The sequence below is a fragment of the Paraburkholderia tagetis genome, from assembly GCF_022213065.1.
In the GTDB taxonomy this organism is placed as follows: domain Bacteria; phylum Pseudomonadota; class Gammaproteobacteria; order Burkholderiales; family Burkholderiaceae; genus Paraburkholderia; species Paraburkholderia tagetis.
Genome location: NZ_JAKLJA010000028.1, coordinates 59915 through 78268, shown reverse-complemented (window position 1 = coordinate 78268; position 18354 = coordinate 59915). Strand labels below are relative to the sequence as shown.

Annotated in this window: 16 protein-coding genes; 8 read left to right on the top strand and 8 right to left on the bottom strand. The window is 64.4% G+C overall.

Features of this window, described 5'->3' with window-relative positions; genetic code table 11:
- Positions 1-5 precede the first annotated feature (5 nt).
- Together L5014_RS26530 and L5014_RS26525 are read left to right on the top strand one after the other, a co-directional pair.
- Complete coding sequence (locus L5014_RS26530; RefSeq protein ID WP_238466772.1) at positions 6-740, top strand: aldolase; 735 nt, start codon at positions 6-8, stop codon at positions 738-740.
- Between the two features lie 55 nt (positions 741-795).
- Entirely contained in the window at positions 796-1644 is an 849-nt protein-coding gene (locus L5014_RS26525; RefSeq protein ID WP_238466771.1) for an AraC family transcriptional regulator, read from the top strand.
- 641 nt (positions 1645-2285) lie between these two features.
- Here L5014_RS26525 and eutC read toward each other — a convergent pair.
- Both eutC and L5014_RS26515 read right to left on the bottom strand, forming a co-directional pair.
- Positions 2286-3122: an ethanolamine ammonia-lyase subunit EutC gene (eutC, locus tag L5014_RS26520; RefSeq protein WP_238466770.1), complete on the bottom strand. Its 837-nt coding sequence runs from the start codon at positions 3120-3122 to the stop codon at positions 2286-2288.
- Positions 3119-4516: an ethanolamine ammonia-lyase subunit EutB gene (locus tag L5014_RS26515; protein WP_238466803.1), complete on the bottom strand. Its 1398-nt coding sequence runs from the start codon at positions 4514-4516 to the stop codon at positions 3119-3121. Before L5014_RS26515 ends, eutC begins: the two co-directional genes overlap by 4 nt.
- A 444-nt stretch (positions 4517-4960) precedes the next feature.
- Here L5014_RS26515 and L5014_RS26510 point away from each other — a divergent pair, with 444 nt between their 5' ends.
- From L5014_RS26510 to hmuQ, 3 genes are read left to right on the top strand one after another with little or no spacing between them, the layout of a single operon-like run.
- The gene (locus L5014_RS26510) at positions 4961-5623 is read left to right on the top strand and encodes a response regulator (protein WP_238466769.1); all 663 of its coding nucleotides are present in this window, start codon (positions 4961-4963) and stop codon (positions 5621-5623) included.
- Positions 5620-6972 (top strand): ATP-binding protein, encoded by a 1353-nt coding sequence (locus tag L5014_RS26505; protein ID WP_238466768.1) that lies wholly within the window; start codon positions 5620-5622, stop codon positions 6970-6972. Before L5014_RS26510 ends, L5014_RS26505 begins: the two co-directional genes overlap by 4 nt.
- 48 nt (positions 6973-7020) lie before the next feature.
- Positions 7021-7341: a heme-degrading protein HmuQ gene (gene hmuQ, locus L5014_RS26500; RefSeq protein WP_238466767.1), complete on the top strand. Its 321-nt coding sequence runs from the start codon at positions 7021-7023 to the stop codon at positions 7339-7341.
- A 40-nt stretch (positions 7342-7381) separates the two neighbouring features.
- On the opposite strand, the gene L5014_RS26495 is transcribed toward hmuQ, so the two are convergent.
- The 4 genes from L5014_RS26495 to L5014_RS26480 all read right to left on the bottom strand — a co-directional run bounded on the left by L5014_RS26495 (position 7382) and on the right by L5014_RS26480 (position 12683).
- A complete protein-coding gene (locus tag L5014_RS26495) occupies positions 7382-8131 on the bottom strand; it encodes a glycosyltransferase family A protein (RefSeq protein ID WP_238466766.1) in 750 nt (249 codons plus the stop codon).
- A gap of 102 nt (positions 8132-8233) precedes the next feature.
- The gene (locus L5014_RS26490; protein ID WP_238466765.1) at positions 8234-10159 is read right to left on the bottom strand and encodes a PAS domain S-box protein; all 1926 of its coding nucleotides are present in this window, start codon (positions 10157-10159) and stop codon (positions 8234-8236) included.
- Positions 10160-10817: 658 nt separating this feature from the next.
- A complete protein-coding gene (locus L5014_RS26485; protein WP_238466764.1) occupies positions 10818-11606 on the bottom strand; it encodes an FRG domain-containing protein in 789 nt (262 codons plus the stop codon).
- 114 nt (positions 11607-11720) lie between these two features.
- Positions 11721-12683 (bottom strand): response regulator, encoded by a 963-nt coding sequence (locus tag L5014_RS26480; protein ID WP_238466763.1) that lies wholly within the window; start codon positions 12681-12683, stop codon positions 11721-11723.
- Between the two features lie 352 nt (positions 12684-13035).
- Here L5014_RS26480 and L5014_RS26475 point away from each other — a divergent pair, with 352 nt between their 5' ends.
- Positions 13036-13533 (top strand): acyl-CoA thioesterase, encoded by a 498-nt coding sequence (locus L5014_RS26475; protein WP_238466802.1) that lies wholly within the window; start codon positions 13036-13038, stop codon positions 13531-13533.
- A gap of 116 nt (positions 13534-13649) precedes the next feature.
- On the opposite strand, the gene L5014_RS26470 is transcribed toward L5014_RS26475, so the two are convergent.
- On the bottom strand, positions 13650-15134 hold the full coding sequence (locus L5014_RS26470; RefSeq protein WP_238466762.1) for a sensor histidine kinase: 1485 nt from the start codon (positions 15132-15134) through the stop codon (positions 13650-13652).
- Positions 15135-15409: 275 nt separating this feature from the next.
- Between L5014_RS26470 and L5014_RS26465 the strand changes: the two genes are divergently transcribed.
- A complete protein-coding gene (locus L5014_RS26465) occupies positions 15410-15892 on the top strand; it encodes an OsmC family protein (protein WP_238466761.1) in 483 nt (160 codons plus the stop codon).
- Between the two features lie 286 nt (positions 15893-16178).
- On the opposite strand, the gene L5014_RS26460 is transcribed toward L5014_RS26465, so the two are convergent.
- Positions 16179-17087 carry a LysR family transcriptional regulator gene (locus L5014_RS26460; protein WP_238466801.1) on the bottom strand — a complete coding sequence of 303 codons (909 nt, stop codon included), beginning with the start codon at positions 17085-17087 and terminating at the stop codon, positions 16179-16181.
- A gap of 154 nt (positions 17088-17241) precedes the next feature.
- Between L5014_RS26460 and L5014_RS26455 the strand changes: the two genes are divergently transcribed.
- On the top strand, positions 17242-18294 hold the full coding sequence (locus L5014_RS26455) for an NAD-dependent epimerase/dehydratase family protein (protein ID WP_238466760.1): 1053 nt from the start codon (positions 17242-17244) through the stop codon (positions 18292-18294).
- Positions 18295-18354: the final 60 nt, after the last annotated feature.

Sequence of the window (18354 nt, the reverse complement as noted above, 5' to 3'; positions counted from 1 at the left end):
AGACGATGAACGAGTTTCCCGCCATATTTCACGACCCGGAAGTCGAAAAATTGCGCGCCGATCTCGCCCTTGCGCTGCGCGCTGCCGCGCATTACGGGCTGGGCGAGGGCGTCTGCAATCACTTCAGCGTCGCGCTTCCCGGCGAGGATGGACTCTTCTTGCTGAACCCGCGCGGCCTGATGTGGAGCGAGGTGGGCGGCGACGACATCGTGATCGTGGATGCGGCCGGTTCCCTGGTCGCCGGCCGGCACGAAGTGGAGCCAACGGCCATGTTCATCCACGCGGCCATCCATCGCATCGCCGGGAAGACCTGCGTTCTGCACACTCATATGCCTTACGCCACGGCGCTCACGCTGACCGAGGACGGCGGGCTCGACACCACCCTCTCGCAAAACGCCATGCGCTACCACGGCCGCATCGCGCTGGATCGCGACTATAACGGCCTGGCGCTCGGCCCCGAAGAAGGCGAGCGCATCGCGCATGCGCTCGCCGGCAAGGACATCGGCTTCCTCGGCAATCATGGCGTGGTGGTGTGCGGCGAGCGCATCGACTACGCGTTCGACGATCTCTACTACCTGGAGCGCGCGTGCGCATCGCAAGTGCTCGCGCGCTCGACCGGTCGCGCGCTACGGCCCGTGGCCGCCGACCTCGCGCAACGGGTCGCGGACCAGGTGCAAAGCGAGCGCCTGCAATCTGAGTTGTTCTTCGCCGCCTTGCGCAGAACGCTCATTCACGCGTAACAGGCTCACGGAAAAAACTGCCCGTCGTCCCAGCCAGGTCGCATCCGTTCGCGCCATGCCGAAATCCCGCCCTCAGGCCACCACGACTACGCGCAACGTGTTGCAGCACGTGAGCCCGCCGCCGTTCGCCGACACGCTGCCCGTGCCGGTGTATTTCCGCACCGAGCACCTGCCGTCGCACGCGCGCTATCCGACGATGCGGCATCCGTGGGGCGAGTTCGTCTATTCGTTCAGCGGCATCACGGAGGTCACGACCGGCGAGGGGTACTTTCTCTCACCGCCGCATATGGGCCTGTGGATTGCGCCGGGCACCGAGCACGTCGGCTTCAATCATGCGGAGACCGTGCATTGCTCGGTCTACATCAGCCGCGAACTGTGCAGCGCCATGCCCGCGCAAACCTGCGCGATGATGGTCTCGCCGCTCGTGCGCACGATGCTCGAACATCTGCGCGCGCTGCCGCCCGCCGGACACGACGGCAGCGAATCGCCTTCGCGCGCGCGGCTGCTGCGCGTGCTGGTGGACCTGCTCTCCACCTGCGCCACCACCGGCAGCTATCTCCCGCACGCGGACAACCCCGAGTTGAACACCGTGCTGCAAGTCTTTCACGACAATCCCGCCGATAACCGCCCGCTCGCCGAACTGGCCGCCGCGTTCCATATGAGCGAGCGCACGCTGATGCGGCACGCGCAGCGCGAACTGGGCATGTCGCTGACCGAGTGGCGAGCGCGCCTGCGTCTCGTGAGCGCGTTGCCGCTGCTGCAAGCCGGGCGCAGCGTGGAATCGGTGGCACTGGACTTGGGCTATGCGACTTCGTCGGCGTTCATCGGTATGTTTCGGCGCCTCACCGGCACGAGCCCGGGTAAGTTTGTGGCTCGGCCGGTAAATCATCAGATATCTGAATAAATAATCGCTAATACAACCGCATAAATAAAACTGAGCGCGGAGTATGCTTTTTTCGCGTTTCCTTGTGGTCGTGTCGGTCTGCCAGCGTTGCCCCTGTGCGGGGCGGCACCTACTTTTCTTTGCAGCCGCAAAGAAAAGTAGGCAAAAGAAAGCGGCTCAAACCGCCAGTGTGACGCCGTCCACCTCTTGCCGTTAATCGAAGTGGTTCCGGGGCATCCGTCACCTCGCACCTTCAACGTTAGTGACAAAGGGCCCGCACATCCCGCTGCTCGCTACGCGCGCAGCGGTCGGGTCTGCAGGGGAAACCAAGGGTTCTGCCTGGGCACTCGAAGGCGCATGCACAGCACCGATCCACAGGCATCCTGATTGTTTTGGATTATGCCCCACGGCGCGCGTAGCGCCGCCGGATGGATGAGTCCTTAGTCACTCTGTTATACGGCGCGTGATGACAGACGCTCCGGAACCGCTCCGATTAACGGCAAGAGGTGTACTGCGTCACACTGGCGGTTTGAGCGGCTTTCTTTTGCCTACTTTTCTTTGCCGCTGCAAAGAAAAGTAGGTGCCGCCCCGCACAGGGGCAACCCAGGCAGACCGACACGAATACAAGGAAACGCAAAAAACCGCTGCGATACAAACATCCGCTACACAGACGTGAACCGCTCACCCACATGCGCCGCAGGCAGAAGCGCATCGCTACCATCCTTGAGGCCCACGCCAGTAATCCCAACCCGCCGCGCATGCGCGAGCAAATAGTGCAGCTTGTGCGCGGCCGCATCATACGGCAGGCCCTCGGGCCGCACATTCGAGATGCAATTGCGCATGGCATCGTGGCAACCCACCTTCGGCGCCCACGTGAGATACACACCCAGGCTATCGGGCGAACTCAGACCCGGCCGCTCGCCGATGAGCATCGCCACGAGCTTCGCGCCCATCAACTCGCCGATCTCATCGCCGAGCGCGACGCGCGCCTGGCGCGCCACCACCACAGGGCCGACACGCCAGCCGTGGCCCGCCGCGGCATCCGCGTTCAGGCGCTCGCGCACCGCTCGCAAAAGTGGCAAGGCCTGCTTTGCCGCAGCGAACGCGGAAAGCCCATCGCCAATCACGAACACGATGTCGGGTCCTGCGCCGCTTGCGTTGCCTTCCTTGCCCTCGCGGCTCGCGCGGCCTGCATCGGCCAGCGCCGCGCGGCTCTCGTCCGAGAGCCGCCGCCCGAGATCGGGCCGCCGCAGGTAATGATCGCGGTCGGGCGCGGCGCTCGCCGCACTGAGCGTCGCGAAGCCCGCGTCCTCGAGGTCGTGCCGCAATGCCTCGACGTCGAGCGGCTGATGCACCGCGTCGCGCGCCTGCGCACGCGAGAGATCGAACGCAAGCAGCGGCGCGGTCGGCAGACCGTTGCCCGCGCGGCCCAGCGCGATGCGCGCATTCGTGAACGCCTTCAACCCAGCCCACGGATTTTTTTCGACGGCGTCGCTCATGGGTTCACTCCCATCCACTCAGGTGCGCCCGCCAGCAGCGGCACGCGCGGCGAGGTGGGCAGCAGCGCACCTTTCGCGTCGGCAATCTCCATCGTTTCCAGCCACTCCTCGAACTCGGGCGCGCGCCGCAGCCCGAGCAAGTCGCGCACATAAAGCGCGTCGTGAAACGAGGTGCTCTGGTAGTTGAGCATCACGTCGTCGGCGCCGGGAACACCCATGATGAAGTTGATGCCCGCCGCGCCCAGCAGCGTGAGCAGCGTGTCCATGTCGTCCTGATCGGCTTCGGCATGGTTCGTGTAGCAGATATCGCAACCCATCGGTATGCCTAACAACTTGCCGCAGAAGTGGTCTTCCAGCCCCGCGCGAATGATCTGCTTGCCGTCGTAGAGATATTCCGGGCCGATGAAACCCACCACCGTGTTCACGAGGAACGGCTCGAAGCGGCGCGCGACGGCATAGGCGCGCACCTCGCAGGTCTGCTGATCGACGCCGTAATGCGCGTTGGCCGAGAGCGCGCTGCCCTGCCCCGTCTCGAAGTACATGAGGTTGTTGCCCACCGTGCCGCGCTTGAGCGAGAGCGCCGCGTCGCGCGCTTCGCCGAGCAGCGCGAGCGAGATGCCGAAGCTCGCGTTGGCCTTCTGCGTGCCCGCGATCGACTGGAACACGAGGTCGACGGGCGCGCCTTTCTCCACGGCCGCGATTGTGTTGGTGACGTGCGTGAGCACGCACGATTGCGTCGGCACGCGGTAGCGCTCGCGAAAGCCGTCGATCATCGCGAGCAGCTTGACGATGGCGGAAAGACTATCGCTGGCCGGATTAATGCCGATCATCGCGTCGCCGCAACCGTACATGAGGCCGTCGAGCATCGATGTGGCGATGCCCTTTATGTCGTCGGTCGGATGATTCGGTTGCAGGCGCACCGACATGCGCCCAGGCAGCCCCACCGTGTTGCGAAAGCGCGTGACCACGGGGCGCTTCTTCGCCACCGCGATGAGGTCCTGGTTGCGCATGAGCTTGGAGACCGCCGCCGCCATCTCCGGCGTGATGCCCGGCCCCACGCGTTCGAGCGTCGCGCTGTCCGCCTCGGGCGAGAGCAGCCAGTTGCGAAAATCGCCCACGGTGAGATGCGAGACCGGCGCAAACGCCTGGCTGTCGTGCGTATCGACGATCAGGCGCGTGACTTCGTCTTCCTCATAAGGCACCAGCGCCTCGTTCAGGAAGGTCTTGAGCGGCACGCCGGCGAGCGCCATCTTCGCGGCGACGCGCTCCTCCTCGCTCGCCGCCGCCACGCCCGCGAGCTGGTCGCCGCTGCGCAGCGGGCTCGCCTTGGCGAGCAAGGTCTTGAGGTCCGCGAAACGGTACGTGCGCGAACCAATCGTCTCTGTATAGGACACTGAGGACATCGCTTCAACTCCTGCTGTCTTGCATATCGCAGCCGCTCACTCGCTCGCTTTTCACTCTTCTCCAGAAAATAAGCATAGTCCAGGACGGGAAACACCACGGAGATCAGGGCCACGAGCGCGTTGTAATGGTGGCCCGCGCGGTCGGAGCCGCGCTGGATGTTGAAGACCATGCTAGAGAGTCATTAATCGACGTGTTATCGAAAATCGGCAATTGCGCATGGCTTACGTTTTACCTACATTGAGGCACCGGGCGCGCATCGATCGTACCCTTAAGGCTTGCATAAGCGTGCCGCCCGCACAATGCGCCTCACGGGACGAGGCACGGCAAAGCGCCGTGCGAAAGACGGAATACGGACCTTGATGCGTGACGAAGGCGATGCCATGTGCGCGACTGAGCGACAATTGCAGACAGAAGAAGCGACCTGGAGCACCACGATGCGTCTCTTGCTCGTCGAAGACGACGAAATGATTGCCGAGCCCGTGCTCGACGCGCTACGCCGCGAAGGCTATGCCGTCGACTGGGCGAAAGACGGACGCGAGGCCGAGCTTTCGCTCGCCAATGATGTCTACGACCTCGTCCTGCTCGACTTGGGGCTGCCGAAGAAGGACGGTGTGAGCGTCATGGCCGCCTACCGGCGGCGCGGCGGCGAAGCGCCGATCCTGATCCTCACGGCGCGCGACAGCGTGACGGACCGCGTGGGCGGACTCGACGCCGGCGCCGACGACTACCTCGTCAAGCCCTTCGACCTCGACGAACTGGCCGCGCGCGCCCGCGCGCTGCTGCGGCGGCGCACGGGCCGCAAGCAGCCCGTCTACACGCACGGCGACCTCGCGCTCGACCCGGCCGCGCACGAGGTGACCCAGGGCGGCGCGCCGGTCTCGCTGGTGCCGCGCGAATTCGCGCTGCTGCACGTGCTGATCGAGGAGCCCGCGCGCGTGTTCACCAAGGCCGAGCTCGAAGAACGGCTCTACGGCTGGGGCGAAGAGGTGGGCAGCAACACGATCGAAGTGCATGTGCACAGCTTGCGCCGCAAGATCGGCGCGGAGCAGATCGTCACGGTGCGCGGCGTGGGATACCGGCTGAAGAGGGGCGAATGAGATCGATCCGCCGCCGGCTGCTGGGCTGGCTGATCTGCGGGTTCGCGGCCGGCTCGGCCGTGGCGGGCTTCGGCATCTTTCACACTGCGCATGACGAGGCGAGCGAGCTGTTCGACTATGAACTGCGCGCCGTGGCGCTCTCGCTGCCGTCGAACCTCAAGGAAGGCCACACGGAGCATGCCGCGCCCGACCTGCAGGGCATCGCCGACGACCGCATTCTCATCGAGATCTGGGATGCCAACGGCACGCCGATCTACCATACATCGCACGATGCGCCGCTGCCGCGCAATCCGGAAGGATTCCATACGATCGAGCAGGCGGAGACGCACTGGCGCATCTTCGGCGTGCAGCAGTCCGGGCGCTTCGTGCAGGTGGCCCAGCCCATTTCCGTGCGCGAAGCGCTGGCGCTGCGGCTCGCGCTGCATACGCTCTGGCCGCTCGCGCTGTTCGTGCCGGTGGCCATCGTGCTCGTGCTGCTCGTGGTGGCGCGCGGGCTTGCGCCCGTCGGCGCCCTCTGCGCGCTGCTGGCCGCGCGTTCGTACAACGCGCTGGAGCCGATCAAGCTGGACGGCTCGGTGCCCATCGAGCTGCGTCCGCTAGTGGAGGCGCTCAACGACCTGCTGCAGCGCCTGAATGCCGCTTCGCAGGCGCAGCGCACCTTCATTGCCGACGCCGCACACGAATTGCGCTCGCCGCTCGCGGCGCTCAAGCTGCAATTGCAGGCGGCGCTGCGTGACGGCACGCTCACTGGCGAGCCGCAAACGACCGGGCGTATCGAAACCCGCCTGAACCGCCTCATCCGGCTCGTGCAGCAATTGCTCACGCTCGCGCGCGAGGACGCGCAACCCACGCTGCCCATCGCCGTGGTGAGTCTGCGGCGGCTGGGCGAACAGGCCATTGGCGACTTCTCGCTGCTCGCGGAGGAGAGGGGCATCGACCTCGGCCTCGAAATGCGCGCGCCGGTGACCGAAGGCGACGTCTGCAACGTGTCCGCCGAGCCGCACGGGCTCATCACGCTTCTGAACAATCTGCTCGACAACGCGATCCGCTATACGCCGCGAGGCGGCAAGATCGATCTCGTGCTCACGCGCACGGGCGAGCAACTGGGTTTCGAAGTCGTGGACAATGGGCCCGGCATTCCCGAGGAGGATCTCGGGCGCGTGCTCGATCGCTTCTACCGGGCGAGCCATGTGCAGGGCACGGGTAGCGGACTCGGGCTTTCGATTGCGATGCGCATTGCGCAGCGGCATGAGCTGCAACTCGTGCTGCGCAACAATGTGGATGGGCATGGGCTTACCGCGGCGGTCAGCGGGCTGCGCCCGCCCGTGGCGGCGGAGGCGCATGCATAATCGAATATCGCCAAACTCGCCAAACTCGCTAAACAAAAGGAATGCCGCATGTACATCGCCATGAATCGCTTCAAGGTCGCGCTGGGCTCGGAGGCCGCGTTCGAGGATGTCTGGAAGAATCGCGATACGCACCTGAAGGAGGTGCCCGGCTTCATCGAATTTCATCTGCTCAAAGGCCCGCAGCGCGAGGACCACGTGCTCTATGCGAGCCACACGATCTGGGCAAGCCATGCCGCGTTCGAAGCCTGGACGCGCTCCGATGCGTTTCGCGCCGCTCATCGAAATGCGGGTAATGCGGGCCAGAGCCGTCCGACTTATCTGAGCCATCCCGAGTTCGAAGGCTTCGAGGTGGTGCAGACCGTGAAATGAAGCCGGTCGGGCCGTAGTGCGTGCCCGTGCCCGTGCCCGCTCACTCGACAGCCCAGGGCATGGGCGCCGCTGCGCCGTGCAACGCCCGCATGTGCGCGTTGCCCTCCGCGAACAGCGCCTCGGGCACCGACCCCTCGTTGCCGCCCAGGCGGTAATGCACCGTATAGCGCCCCGTGCCCGTGAAGCAGTCCGTGCCGTGCGCCTGCACAAGGCGCAGCAGGAAGCGGCGGTCGCCGCCCCAGCCCCACAGCCAGAAGTGCGAAATCTTCATGAGAAAGTCGGTGCGAAAGAAGTAGCAGCTCGTGTCAATCAGACTGCCACTAACGCCATGATGCAGGCCGAGACTTTCGCAGTCGTCGCGGCAAACGAAACTGCCGTCCTTGCGATGGATCGAGCGCAGCGCATACACCGCTTCGTATGGCGCAGCCGGCCGCGACTCGAGCGCGGCGATGCAGGACGCCACGTGGTCGGGACGCAGCCAGTTGTCCTGATCGAGCATCATTGCGTAGTCGTTGTTCACGAGATAGCCAGCCGCGCACATGACGCGAGCGCCGTACCAGCGCCCGCGCTGCGAGGCCGGGATGCGGCTCGTGCGCGCGCCGCCCGTATTGAACGGCAGCACCAGCGTGTGCACGCGCGCATCGGCTGGCAACGCGAGGGGCCGCGCGAAGGCCGGCCCGTCGAAAATCACAAGCACGTCGGTAGGCACGGTCTGGTCGAGGACCGACTGAATTGCGCATTCGAGTTCTGCTGCGCCGGTGGTGGGAATAACGACGATTGCGGAGTTCATGTTCGCGTGAATGGAATGGCCCGGGAGTTAGCCATATTCCACACACGCAACGCCCAGCGAAACAAGAGAAGTCCTAAAGTATTACGTGCGGTATTACATGCGTCAAAACTCGCTGTGCTTTTTCGCATTGCTCTTCGCTTTCTCGGCCGGATAGCGCGTCTCGTTGAGCTTCACCTTGTCCGCTGCCGTGTGGCGCGCAAGACGCCAGGTGTTGCGCCCCGCGCGCTTCGCCTCGTACATCGCGGCATCGGCGAGCGCAAGCGTATCGTGCATACGCACACTTCGCGCCGCATCGCCCGTGCCTCGCAACACCACACCCACGCTCGCGCTGGCCTCCACAATCGTGCCGCCCGCCACGAACGGACGCGCGAGCGCATGGCAGAGCGCCTGCGCGATGCGCTCCGCGCCGGGCGCATCGGCCACGCCCCGGCTCACCACCACGAACTCGTCGCCGCCGAGGCGGCTCACCATGTCACCCGCGCGCACCGTTGCCGCGAGGCGACGCGCGACCTCGCGCAGCAACGCGTCGCCCGTATCGTGGCCGAAGCGGTCGTTGATGCCCTTGAAGCCGTCCAGGTCGATAAAAAAGAGCGCGACGGCGCCCACATGCGTGAGTATCGCGCCCAGTTCCTCTTGCAGCGCACGCCGGTTCGCGAGCCCCGTGAGCGGATCGATCAGCGCCTTCTCGCGCAGACGCTGCTCCGTGCGGCGCTGCTCGGTAACGTCGTGCGACATCACGTAGAAACCCGTCACCTTGCCTTCGCGCTCGGCGGGTATATAGGTGGTGCACCACACACGCTCTTCGTCGGCGCGATAGCGCACCTCGTTGCAGGTCACGCGCTCGCCCGCCAGCGCACGCGCAAAGAGCGGCTGCAATGACTCGAACACCTCGGGACTTAGCGTGTCCTGAATGCTCGCACCGCGCAGTGCCACCGACGGCGTGCCGAACACGCGCCTGAAGGCCTCGTTGTTGAATCGATAGCGCAGGTCGCGATCGACCACGGCAATCAGCGCGGGCAGGTTATCGGTAATGGTCTGCAACGCATCCCGGCTGCGGCGCAACTCGGCGGTGCGCTCGCGCACGCGTTCCTCCAGCTCCACGTGATAGTTGCGCAGCGCCTTCTCGCTCTTCTTGCGGCTGTCGATGTCCTGCACGGCGGCGATCAAATGCAGCGGCACGCCCGCTGCATCGCGCACGAGCGTCACCGCCAGACTGACCCAGATCGCCGTGCCGTCCGGGCGCATGTAGCGCTTCTCCATCGCGTAGGCGGTGTGCTTGCCCGCGAGCAATTCGGCCACGAGCGCGAGGTCCTCCGCGAGATCGTCGGGATGCGTGACCTTGGCGAACGTGAGCGTGCGCAAGGTGTCTTCGCTGTAGCCCACGATCGCGCAGAACGCCTGGTTGACGTCGAGAAAGCGGCCGTCGAGATCGACGAGGGCATTGCCGACCGGCGTTTCCTTGAACACCGTGGTAAAGCGCGCCTCGCTGATCGCGAGCGAGCGGCGGTCGCGCTCATGCGCCGTTTGCAAGCGGATCAGTTGCGAGCGCACTTCCAGTTCGCGCTCCACGAGCTGCGCGTAGCCGGCGAGCACTTCGGCGTCGTGTGGGTCGAAGCTGCGCGGCACGGTGTCGATGAGACATAGCGTGCCCGCCACCTGGCCGTCGGCGAGCAGCAGTGGCGCGCCGGCATAGAAGCGGATGTGCGGGGCGCCCAGCACGAGCGGATTGTCGAGAAAGCGCTCGTCGTCGAGTGCGTCTTCGACCACGAGCATGCGCTTGCTGAACACCGCATGCGCGCAGAACGATACGCTTCGCGGCGTCTCGCACGTCGCGAGCCCATGGCGCGCCTTGAACCACTGACGATCCTCGTCGACGAGCGAGACCAGCACGATGGGCACCTTGAACGCCCACGCCGCCAGCCGCGCGATGCGGTCGAACGCCTCTTCCGGCTCCGAGTCGAGAATCTCGAGACGCTTGAGCGAACGCAGGCGCAGATCCTCATCGAGCGGAAGTGGAGCGGTAATCATCGGTAAGAGACTTGCCTGGGCGGAATCGGTGCGCTGCCGGGTACGGCGAGCCGGGCGGCAATCGCCTGGAACTCGCGAATTGGGCCAGCGGGCCAGCCGGTTGGCTGGGTGCAACTCGGTGAACGAGACGGTTAATAACAGGGTTAACGGCCACGTTTTGGCAAACCTGAATCCACGCGTATGCGGTTCTTTCGCCTGGAGCCCGGGCACGTGCGGGCGGCGCAGGGTTTTAGCATGCCCGGGCACCGCGGTTGCGCCGCAATGTGTAAGGCGAGGCGTGGGGCGGAAGAGTTGCTGGCGCGCAACGCAAATACGAGAACTGAGCGGTTAACCTCGCTTTGCTCGCGAATTCGTCCCACAAATCGCAGACGTAGACTAGTCTTGCATTCAAACCAAACCAACTATGGGGATGGCAATGAACGTAACAAACTGGATCGTGGTGCTCGACTGCGCGTACATGGAGTATTCGAGCTGGCGCGGCAAGAACGTCTACCGGCGCACGGTCGCATACGACCGCGTCGTGTGGTGCTGAACGGCGCGGGTATCCCCGTCGAGCACTGACTCCAGAGCCGCTTGCATATGAAACGCACAGGTCCGTTTCATTAAAACAGCCTTGGCCACTGTGGGTTCCAGACGGCTTCCCAGCGCCACCCGCCCCTCACTGCGCCTGCATCATCCCCGACCACACGATCTCCAGCTCCACGCCTATCGAGCGCGCGAGACCATCCAGCCCCGGAAACAGCGAGGCATTCGTGATGTTCATGCGATAGAGCCACTTCATCGCGTCCATGCGGATGCGCGCGGGCAACACGATTTGATGCAGCAATTCCTCGTTGCTTTCGTAGCCGTCGAGGATGCTCTGCAACGGCCGGTCAATCACGCCCGGCACGACGAAAGTGCCCGATTGGGCCACGAGCCGGTCGTCCATTTCGGTGGGCTCGCCCGACCACAGGATTTCATTGGTATTGCAGAAGAAATAACGCTCGAAGTGACCCGGCACGCGAGGGTCGATCACGTCGCGCGTGAGCACCGGGTCGGCTTTCGGCCGGGCGCGGTTGTTCCAGAGCGCGGGCGTGTTCAGCGCGTAGACCGCGGAGTCGCCGGTTGCGCGTTCGAGCGCGAAGAAGGCCGCCACGAACGGGCTCTTCGTGAAGTCCAGCAGCCGCGTGGGCGCGCCGTGGTGCTGCATGAGCGCGAGACAGCGCAGGTCGTCGGCGAGAATGGCGGGATGCGCGAGGAAGTTGTGCGCCTTGCGCCGAAACACCCGGATCGCGCGTTCCTCGCGCGCGCGCCATTGGCTGGGGTCGCCGAGGAAATCGCGCATATAGCGCGAAAGCGAGCTCTCCAGCCGCCATTGGGCGTTTTGCTGCCCGCGAAATGCCCAGCCGTCGAGCTGGGTCGTCAGCTCCATGAACTGGTGCCAATCGGTAAGTTCGGTGGTCTGCATGCGTTTGTCCTGCGTTGGTCCTTTGACAGCGCGACGCCGGAGGACCGCCATCCGCTGCGCCGCGCGTTTGCCAGGGCCTGTTCACGCTATCACACCGGCGATGACATCGCTAAGTCAAGCAGGCCGTTGCGAACGCAACCACTGTGCATAGGTTACGAATTCCGGCGCAAGCTCCAGGCCGTCGATGCGCTTCCAGCTGACGTGCGTGTCCTGCGTGCCCGGCACCGGCTGCGGCACCGCGAACTCCACCCGGGCCATGCCCGGCCGGTATGCTTCGCCGGGCCAGAACACCGGCATGATGCGGCGCCCTTCCATCTCCTCGCGCAGGGCGGCGGGTCCGCCCTCGTCGGTCACGACATCGCATTGCGCCGCCCAGTCGTGGGCGTCCCACGCGAGAAACACGCCCGCGTTGCCCGCCGCGTCGAACGTGAGCACGGCGTTCTGCTCAGGCCGCCAATAATATTCGACGATACGCTCGCGCTGCACGAGCGCCTCCAGTTCCTCGGCCGTGCCCCGCCCGGCATAGGCCGCGCCCACGCCGTGCACGCCGATATGCCCGCGCACCGCGCAGAACTTGCGCTGCGCATTGGCAAGCGCCTGAGCGAGCTTGCGCGTCATGCCCGGATCGGTCTTCTTCAGGTAGAAGTCGATGAGCCCCGCGTTGAACGCGTCCACGGCATGCGATTCGTTTGCAGTGCCGGTGAGCAGGATACGCGTGCAGTTCGCGTCTTTCAACGAGGCAAGAAATTCGAGCCCGTCCTGCCCCGGCATGTCGTAATCCACCACGAGGGCCGCGACTTCCGAGAAGCGGTTGGCGTCGGCCATTGCGTCCTGGCCCAGCGCATTGCCGCCGCGCTTCTCGAACTCCGACCACACCGCGCCCGACATCGGACTGCGGCCCGCGCCGCCTGCGCCGTGTGCCTCCACGAACGCGCGCGCCTCGGCCTGCGAGGTGAAGAAATGATGCGTGGACGCATTGGGGAAGAAGCCGCGCAGTGCGTGAAGAAAATCCACACTGTCGTCGAGGAAAACCACGGATACGGGGTAGAAAACCGGCTGTCTGACGATGGAACTCATGTAATGGCCTCAGTACTCGCTACAGACCCGCGACGCGACGCGATGCACCACTCATTGCGCACGGCGCACCGCAAGCTGCCAGATTATGCGGCCTCGCGGGCGCGCCCGGCAACCGTTGCACATGCCCCGGACGGCCTTCATCCCGCATTCGGACGTACGGAATCGTTTGCACCGGCACGCGAGTGCGCGTTTGCATACGACCCACCACACTCGAGCTTCCGGAAGATCGTCTCGACTATGTGATGAAGCCGGTTTTGGCGGCAAGGGAAGACGAAGAGAATTGGCGCATGTCCTCAAACATCGAAGGCATGCGTGGCCGCCGCTTGCGGCCATCTTCATCTGGAGCACTTCAATGAATGCCCGTGAATCGATCCCCGCTGTGCTCTCCCGTGGCGCCCATGGCCTTTCCGACGAAATCATGGAAGCCACGCCAAGCAAGACCTTCCATCATGTCATCGACATTTACCTCAAGGATTCGAATGCGTTCATGAACACTTACTTCGCCCGCTATTTCGAATGGCAGGGTATTTGCCGCGAGCGCTGGTTCCACGAATGCATCCACAATAATCTGCTCGCGGCGGGCGGTATCTTCGTCACGAAGCGTGCGCACCAGGAATATGTGCAAGAGACGTTTCCGTTTCAACGCGTCGATTGCTATCTGAATACCTTCCAGGTGCGCCAATGCTCCGCCTATCTGGTGTTTCGCTTTTGCGTGGACGGGCGTCCCGTTTCGCTCGGTTATCAGCAGATTCTCTTTGCCGGCACCGACAAGCGGATTCGCCGTTTCCCGCCGGGGATCATCGAGCGCGTCAAGGAATATGAGTTCATTCTGCCCGCAGGGGCCAATTAACGGGCCAACAAACGGGCCAACCAAGGCGCGAATCCAGCCGATATCCACGTGATGTCGACGTGATATCCAGGCCAGATTCAGGCCAGATTCAGGCCAGATTCAGGCCGTCAATCGATTCAACCCGGGTAGTCCTGCCCCGCCGCCCAACGGCGGGGCTTGCCCGCCGGATCGTGGAGCGCCCGGTCGGCGGCGGACCCCGGTTCGGGCAGATGAAGCGTGAACGTGGTCGCCACATTGGCCTCGGATTCGCAGGCAATCGCGCCGCCCAGCGCGAGAGCCACGCGCTGGCAGAACGCGAGCCCCATGCCCGCCCCCTTGCCGTGAGACTTGGTCGAATAGAACGGCTCGAAAATATGCGGGAGCACGTCGGGGCCAATGCCGGGGCCGTTGTCGGAAAAGCGCAGCACGCAATAGCCATCCTCGTTCGTCGCCCCGATTTCCACACGGCCGCTGCCGCTCGAGTGGCTTGAATGGCTCGAATGGCTCGCGTGAATCGCAAACAACGCGTTCTTGAGCAGATTGAACAGCACGAACACGATCAGCGAATCGGAGCCCGAGAACTTCAGTTGCGGGTCGATCGGCAAGACCTTGACCAGTTCGCGTTCGCCGGAGCGGAATGGAAAGCGCTCGAGCGCCGCGTTCACGCAGGAGCGAATGGAGCAGGCCTCGAAGGTGCGGCGGTCGAGCCGGTCGAGCGTAAACGACGCAAGCGACATCTCGACGACGGTGCTGGTGCTGTCCACCTGGCGCTGTATCGACGAGGCCAGCGACGAAAGGCGCTCCGACTGTCCCGGATAGAGGCCATCCACGCACAACTGGTGCTGCACGGCCAGTTGGTAGCCGCGCATGAGTTCGGGCAGTACGTTGCCGATTTCCTCGGCGTGCATGCCGATCGCGGCAAGCGGCGTGGCCACTTCGTGCGCCACGGTCGCCGCTAGCAAATACGGGCGCATGAGGCCGTAACGCACGATAGTCACGGCGAGAATGCCAAGGCTCACGGCGATGAAGATGGCACCCACCGGATAGAACGCGATGCCGTAGTTGACCGCGTAGTCGGATGCGGCGAGCCCGTAAAGACACAGGCTCAGCAAGCAGAGATCGAGCAGCTTGCGGCGGTCGCGCGCGTGGGTCCGGCGCCGCGCCGCGAGCAGCAGCCATGCGCTGCGCAGCGCGAGCAGCACGGTCTGCGCGACGTGCACCGGATGCAGCAATCCCGCGCGCGGATACTTGCCGAAAAAGAAACTGCCGTAGCCCGACACCACCTCGTTGCTCACCAGCAGCACCATGGCGAGCACGATGCTCAAACCGTACGAGGCGAAGAGCAGCGGACGCTCGCTGCGCCGCGTAGTCACTTCGATCACGAAGTGATAGAACGTCGTGGGCAGAAACAGGATGAACAGATAGCCGAACTTGACGAACGCCGCCGCAAGATCGGGCTCGGAAATCTGGAACAGGAACGCCCAGGTACCTTGCCAGACGAAGGTGGTCCCGCACATCGCCGCGAACGGCAACGAAAGGCGCGTCACGCCTTCCGTGAGCAGCACGTACACACCGAACCCGAGAAACAAGGCGGATACGAACGCGGGCAAGATCGAATACATAAATTTGTCGCGTGAATTCTTGTTTTCGTCGAACGGCGCGTGGCGTAGGCGCGCCGGGTGAGGCGCTGCGATCAGAGGCAGTGGTGGCTAATCGCAGCGATTATCGCCGGGATCGATGACTTCTGCTGAAATTCCCCTGAAATTCGACCGAATTTCACCTAAAAATGCGTAGCGCATCGCCATGCGTTCACCGCGAGATCGGGCACACGGTGCGCCAGCCCGGCAGACGCCCGGGATGGGATAATGCGCGCTGACCGACAGCACAAGGAACCGAAATGGCGCACACAGAGCACAAGTACACAGTAACCGTGCAATGGACCGGCAATCGTGGCACCGGCACTTCGGGCTATCGCGACTACGGGCGCGATCATACGATCGAAGCGGCGGGCAAACCCGCCATCGCCGGTTCGTCGGATCCGGCGTTTCGCGGCGACCGCGATCGCTGGAACCCCGAGGAACTGCTCGTGGCCTCGGTCAGCGCGTGCCACAAGCTCTGGTATCTGCATCTGTGCGCCGATGCGGGCATCGCGGTGCTTGCTTACGTGGACGAGGCGAAAGGCACCATGATCGATGGCGGCCATGAGGCGGGACGCTTCAGCGAGGTCGTGCTGCATCCGCGCGTGACGATACGCGCCGGCGACGACCCCAGCCTTGCCGGGCAACTCCATCACGCCGCACACGAGAAGTGCTACGTCGCGAATTCGGTCAATTTTCCGATTCGCTGCGAACCTGTCATCGAGGTCGCAAGCGCGGCTTGACTCTCGGGCCGTGACCGGGGACGCTGCTTCGTTCGATCAACCATCTGGAGACCTTGAACAGCGGCGAGGTCTGGCTGGATGGCGTGCAAGACTTCACGGCATGAAAAAGGATGCGGCCCGCGAGCTTGCGCTGCGACTGCTTTCAAAGTCGGACTCGCCGGCAATGCAACCCAAAGGTTGCCGACAAGATTCTGTTTATGGATGGCGGCGTTGTCGTCGAAGAGGGTCCACCGGATCAGTTGCTGCGAGATCCCGTGAAGGACAGAACGCGGGCCTTTTTGAAGAATCACCTTTCCGGCAACGTGCCGTGTATATACGCCTTCAGACCTGAAGCCAGCGCCGCAAATGTCACTGCGCAGCGAGCACTCCCGCGCAAATCTTCGTGCATGGCGACCCACGTGTCCAACGTCAGTGAAAACGCACCCGGGAGCACTCTGACCAGTCTCCCGTCTCTTGCCGCCAAGGGCGATTGACACGCGCCAATGCCGAATCCCGCGCGAATCGCAGCCAGTTGGGCAAGGTCGCTGTTGGCCCGAAATGCAAAGCCGCTTCGCATATACGCTTTATTCTTTTCCACGACCGAGCGAAGGAATGCGGTCTCCTGATCGAAGCCAATCATCGTGTGGCGAGACAACTCGTTCATCGACGCCGGCACGCCATGTTGCGCCAGATAGCGTTCGTGAGCGTGCAAACCGACTTCGATCGCTCCAATGCGCTTCGCAACCAGTGCCTCCTGGACGGGCCGGAACATACGTACCGCGATGTCTGCTTCACGACGCAAAAGATCGTCCGCCTTGTTCGACAATACGAGTTCGATGGTCAGTTCCGGATACGCGTGGCGCAGAGCGGTCAATATCGGCGGCAAAACCTCGACGCCTATCACCTCGCTCGCCGTCACCCGTACCGCACCGCGAACCCCGGACCCGTAGCCGCTCGCCACTCGCCGAAACGCGGCCGTGGTCGCCGCAAGCTCGAGCGCATAGGGCCTCAACTCATGAGCCGCTTCGGTTGGCGAGTACCCGTCGAACGAACGCGTAAAAAGCGTGAGCCCCAGTGCGGCTTCGAGGCTTTGGATGTGACGGCCGATGGTGGGCTGCGTGAGCCCCAGCAAACGCCCGGCTGCCGACAGCGAACCGGTTTCCAGGACCTGCAGGAAACTCCGGTACCACTCCCAGTTCGGTTCGCGTTCGTCCATGATGTCCATCGTTTCGTAACCTTCTATCTGGTCAGTGTGTGTGGGGGTGAGCCCATGCATAAATGTATAGCCGCCACACAGCTTTCGGCAATTTTTTATATGTCGCGAGACGCGCAGAATCACGCCATCGAAACGCTTCAAACGGAGAACGGACATGGCTACGGGATCTTTCGAAACGGGCCGCACGGCGCTCGTGCTGGGCGTGGGCGGCGGCATCGGCGGTGAGGTCGCGCGGCAGTTGATCGGCGCTGGCTGGCGCGTGCGGGCGTTGCAGCGCACGGCAAGTGCTTCGGGTGCTTCGAGCACTTCGAGCGCAACCCATGCGATTGCCACCGCGCCCGCCAGCCGCGGCGTCGAACGGCTGCACGGCGACGTCATGGACCGCGCCGCCGTGAGGCGCGCCGCGCAGGGCTGCGACGTGATCGTGCACGCGGTCAACCCACCGGGCTACCGGCGCTGGGCCGAACTCGTGCTGCCGATGATCGACAACACGCTCGCCGCCGCACAAGCCGTGGGCGCCACTGTGGTGCTGCCCGGCACCGTCTACAACTTCGGCCCCGAAGCGCTGCCGCTCGTCGGCGAGGACGCGCCGCAACAGCCGCGCACGCGCAAGGGCGCGATTCGCGTCGCCCTGGAGCAGCGCCTGGAAGCGGCCTCGGCGCACGGTGTGCGCTCGATCATCGTGCGCGCCGGCGACTTTTTCGGCCCGCGCGTGGGCAATAGCTGGCTCGCGCAGGGTTTCGTAAAGGCCGGACAACCCGTGCGCACCGTGCGCGAGCCGGGCGTGCGCGGCGTGGGCCACGCATGGGCCTATGTGCCCGATGTCGCCCGTGCGATTCTCGAACTGATCGAGATGCGCACGACACTCGCGCCCTTCGCGCGCTTTCATATGGGCGGGCACTGGGACGCCGATGGCACGCAAATGGCCGCCGCCATCTGCCGCGTCGCGCAGCGTCATGGCTTGCACGCGCAGCGCAAGGCATTCCCGTGGCCGCTGATTTATGCGGCGGCGCCGTTTGCCGCGACGCCGCGCGAGATGCTGGAGATGCGCTACCTGTGGCGCGAAACGCTTCAACTCGACAACGCGCGACTCGTCGCAACGCTCGGCCGCGAGCCGCACACGCCGCTCGACGCGGCCATCGAGGCGACGCTGGCGGGGCTCGGTTGTCTCGGCGAGCGCACGCCTACGCTGGCCGCCGCGCAATAAGGCTCGCGCGTGAGCCGCCGACACGCGCCCAGCCCATAAACGGGCCGCCATGGCCCGGAT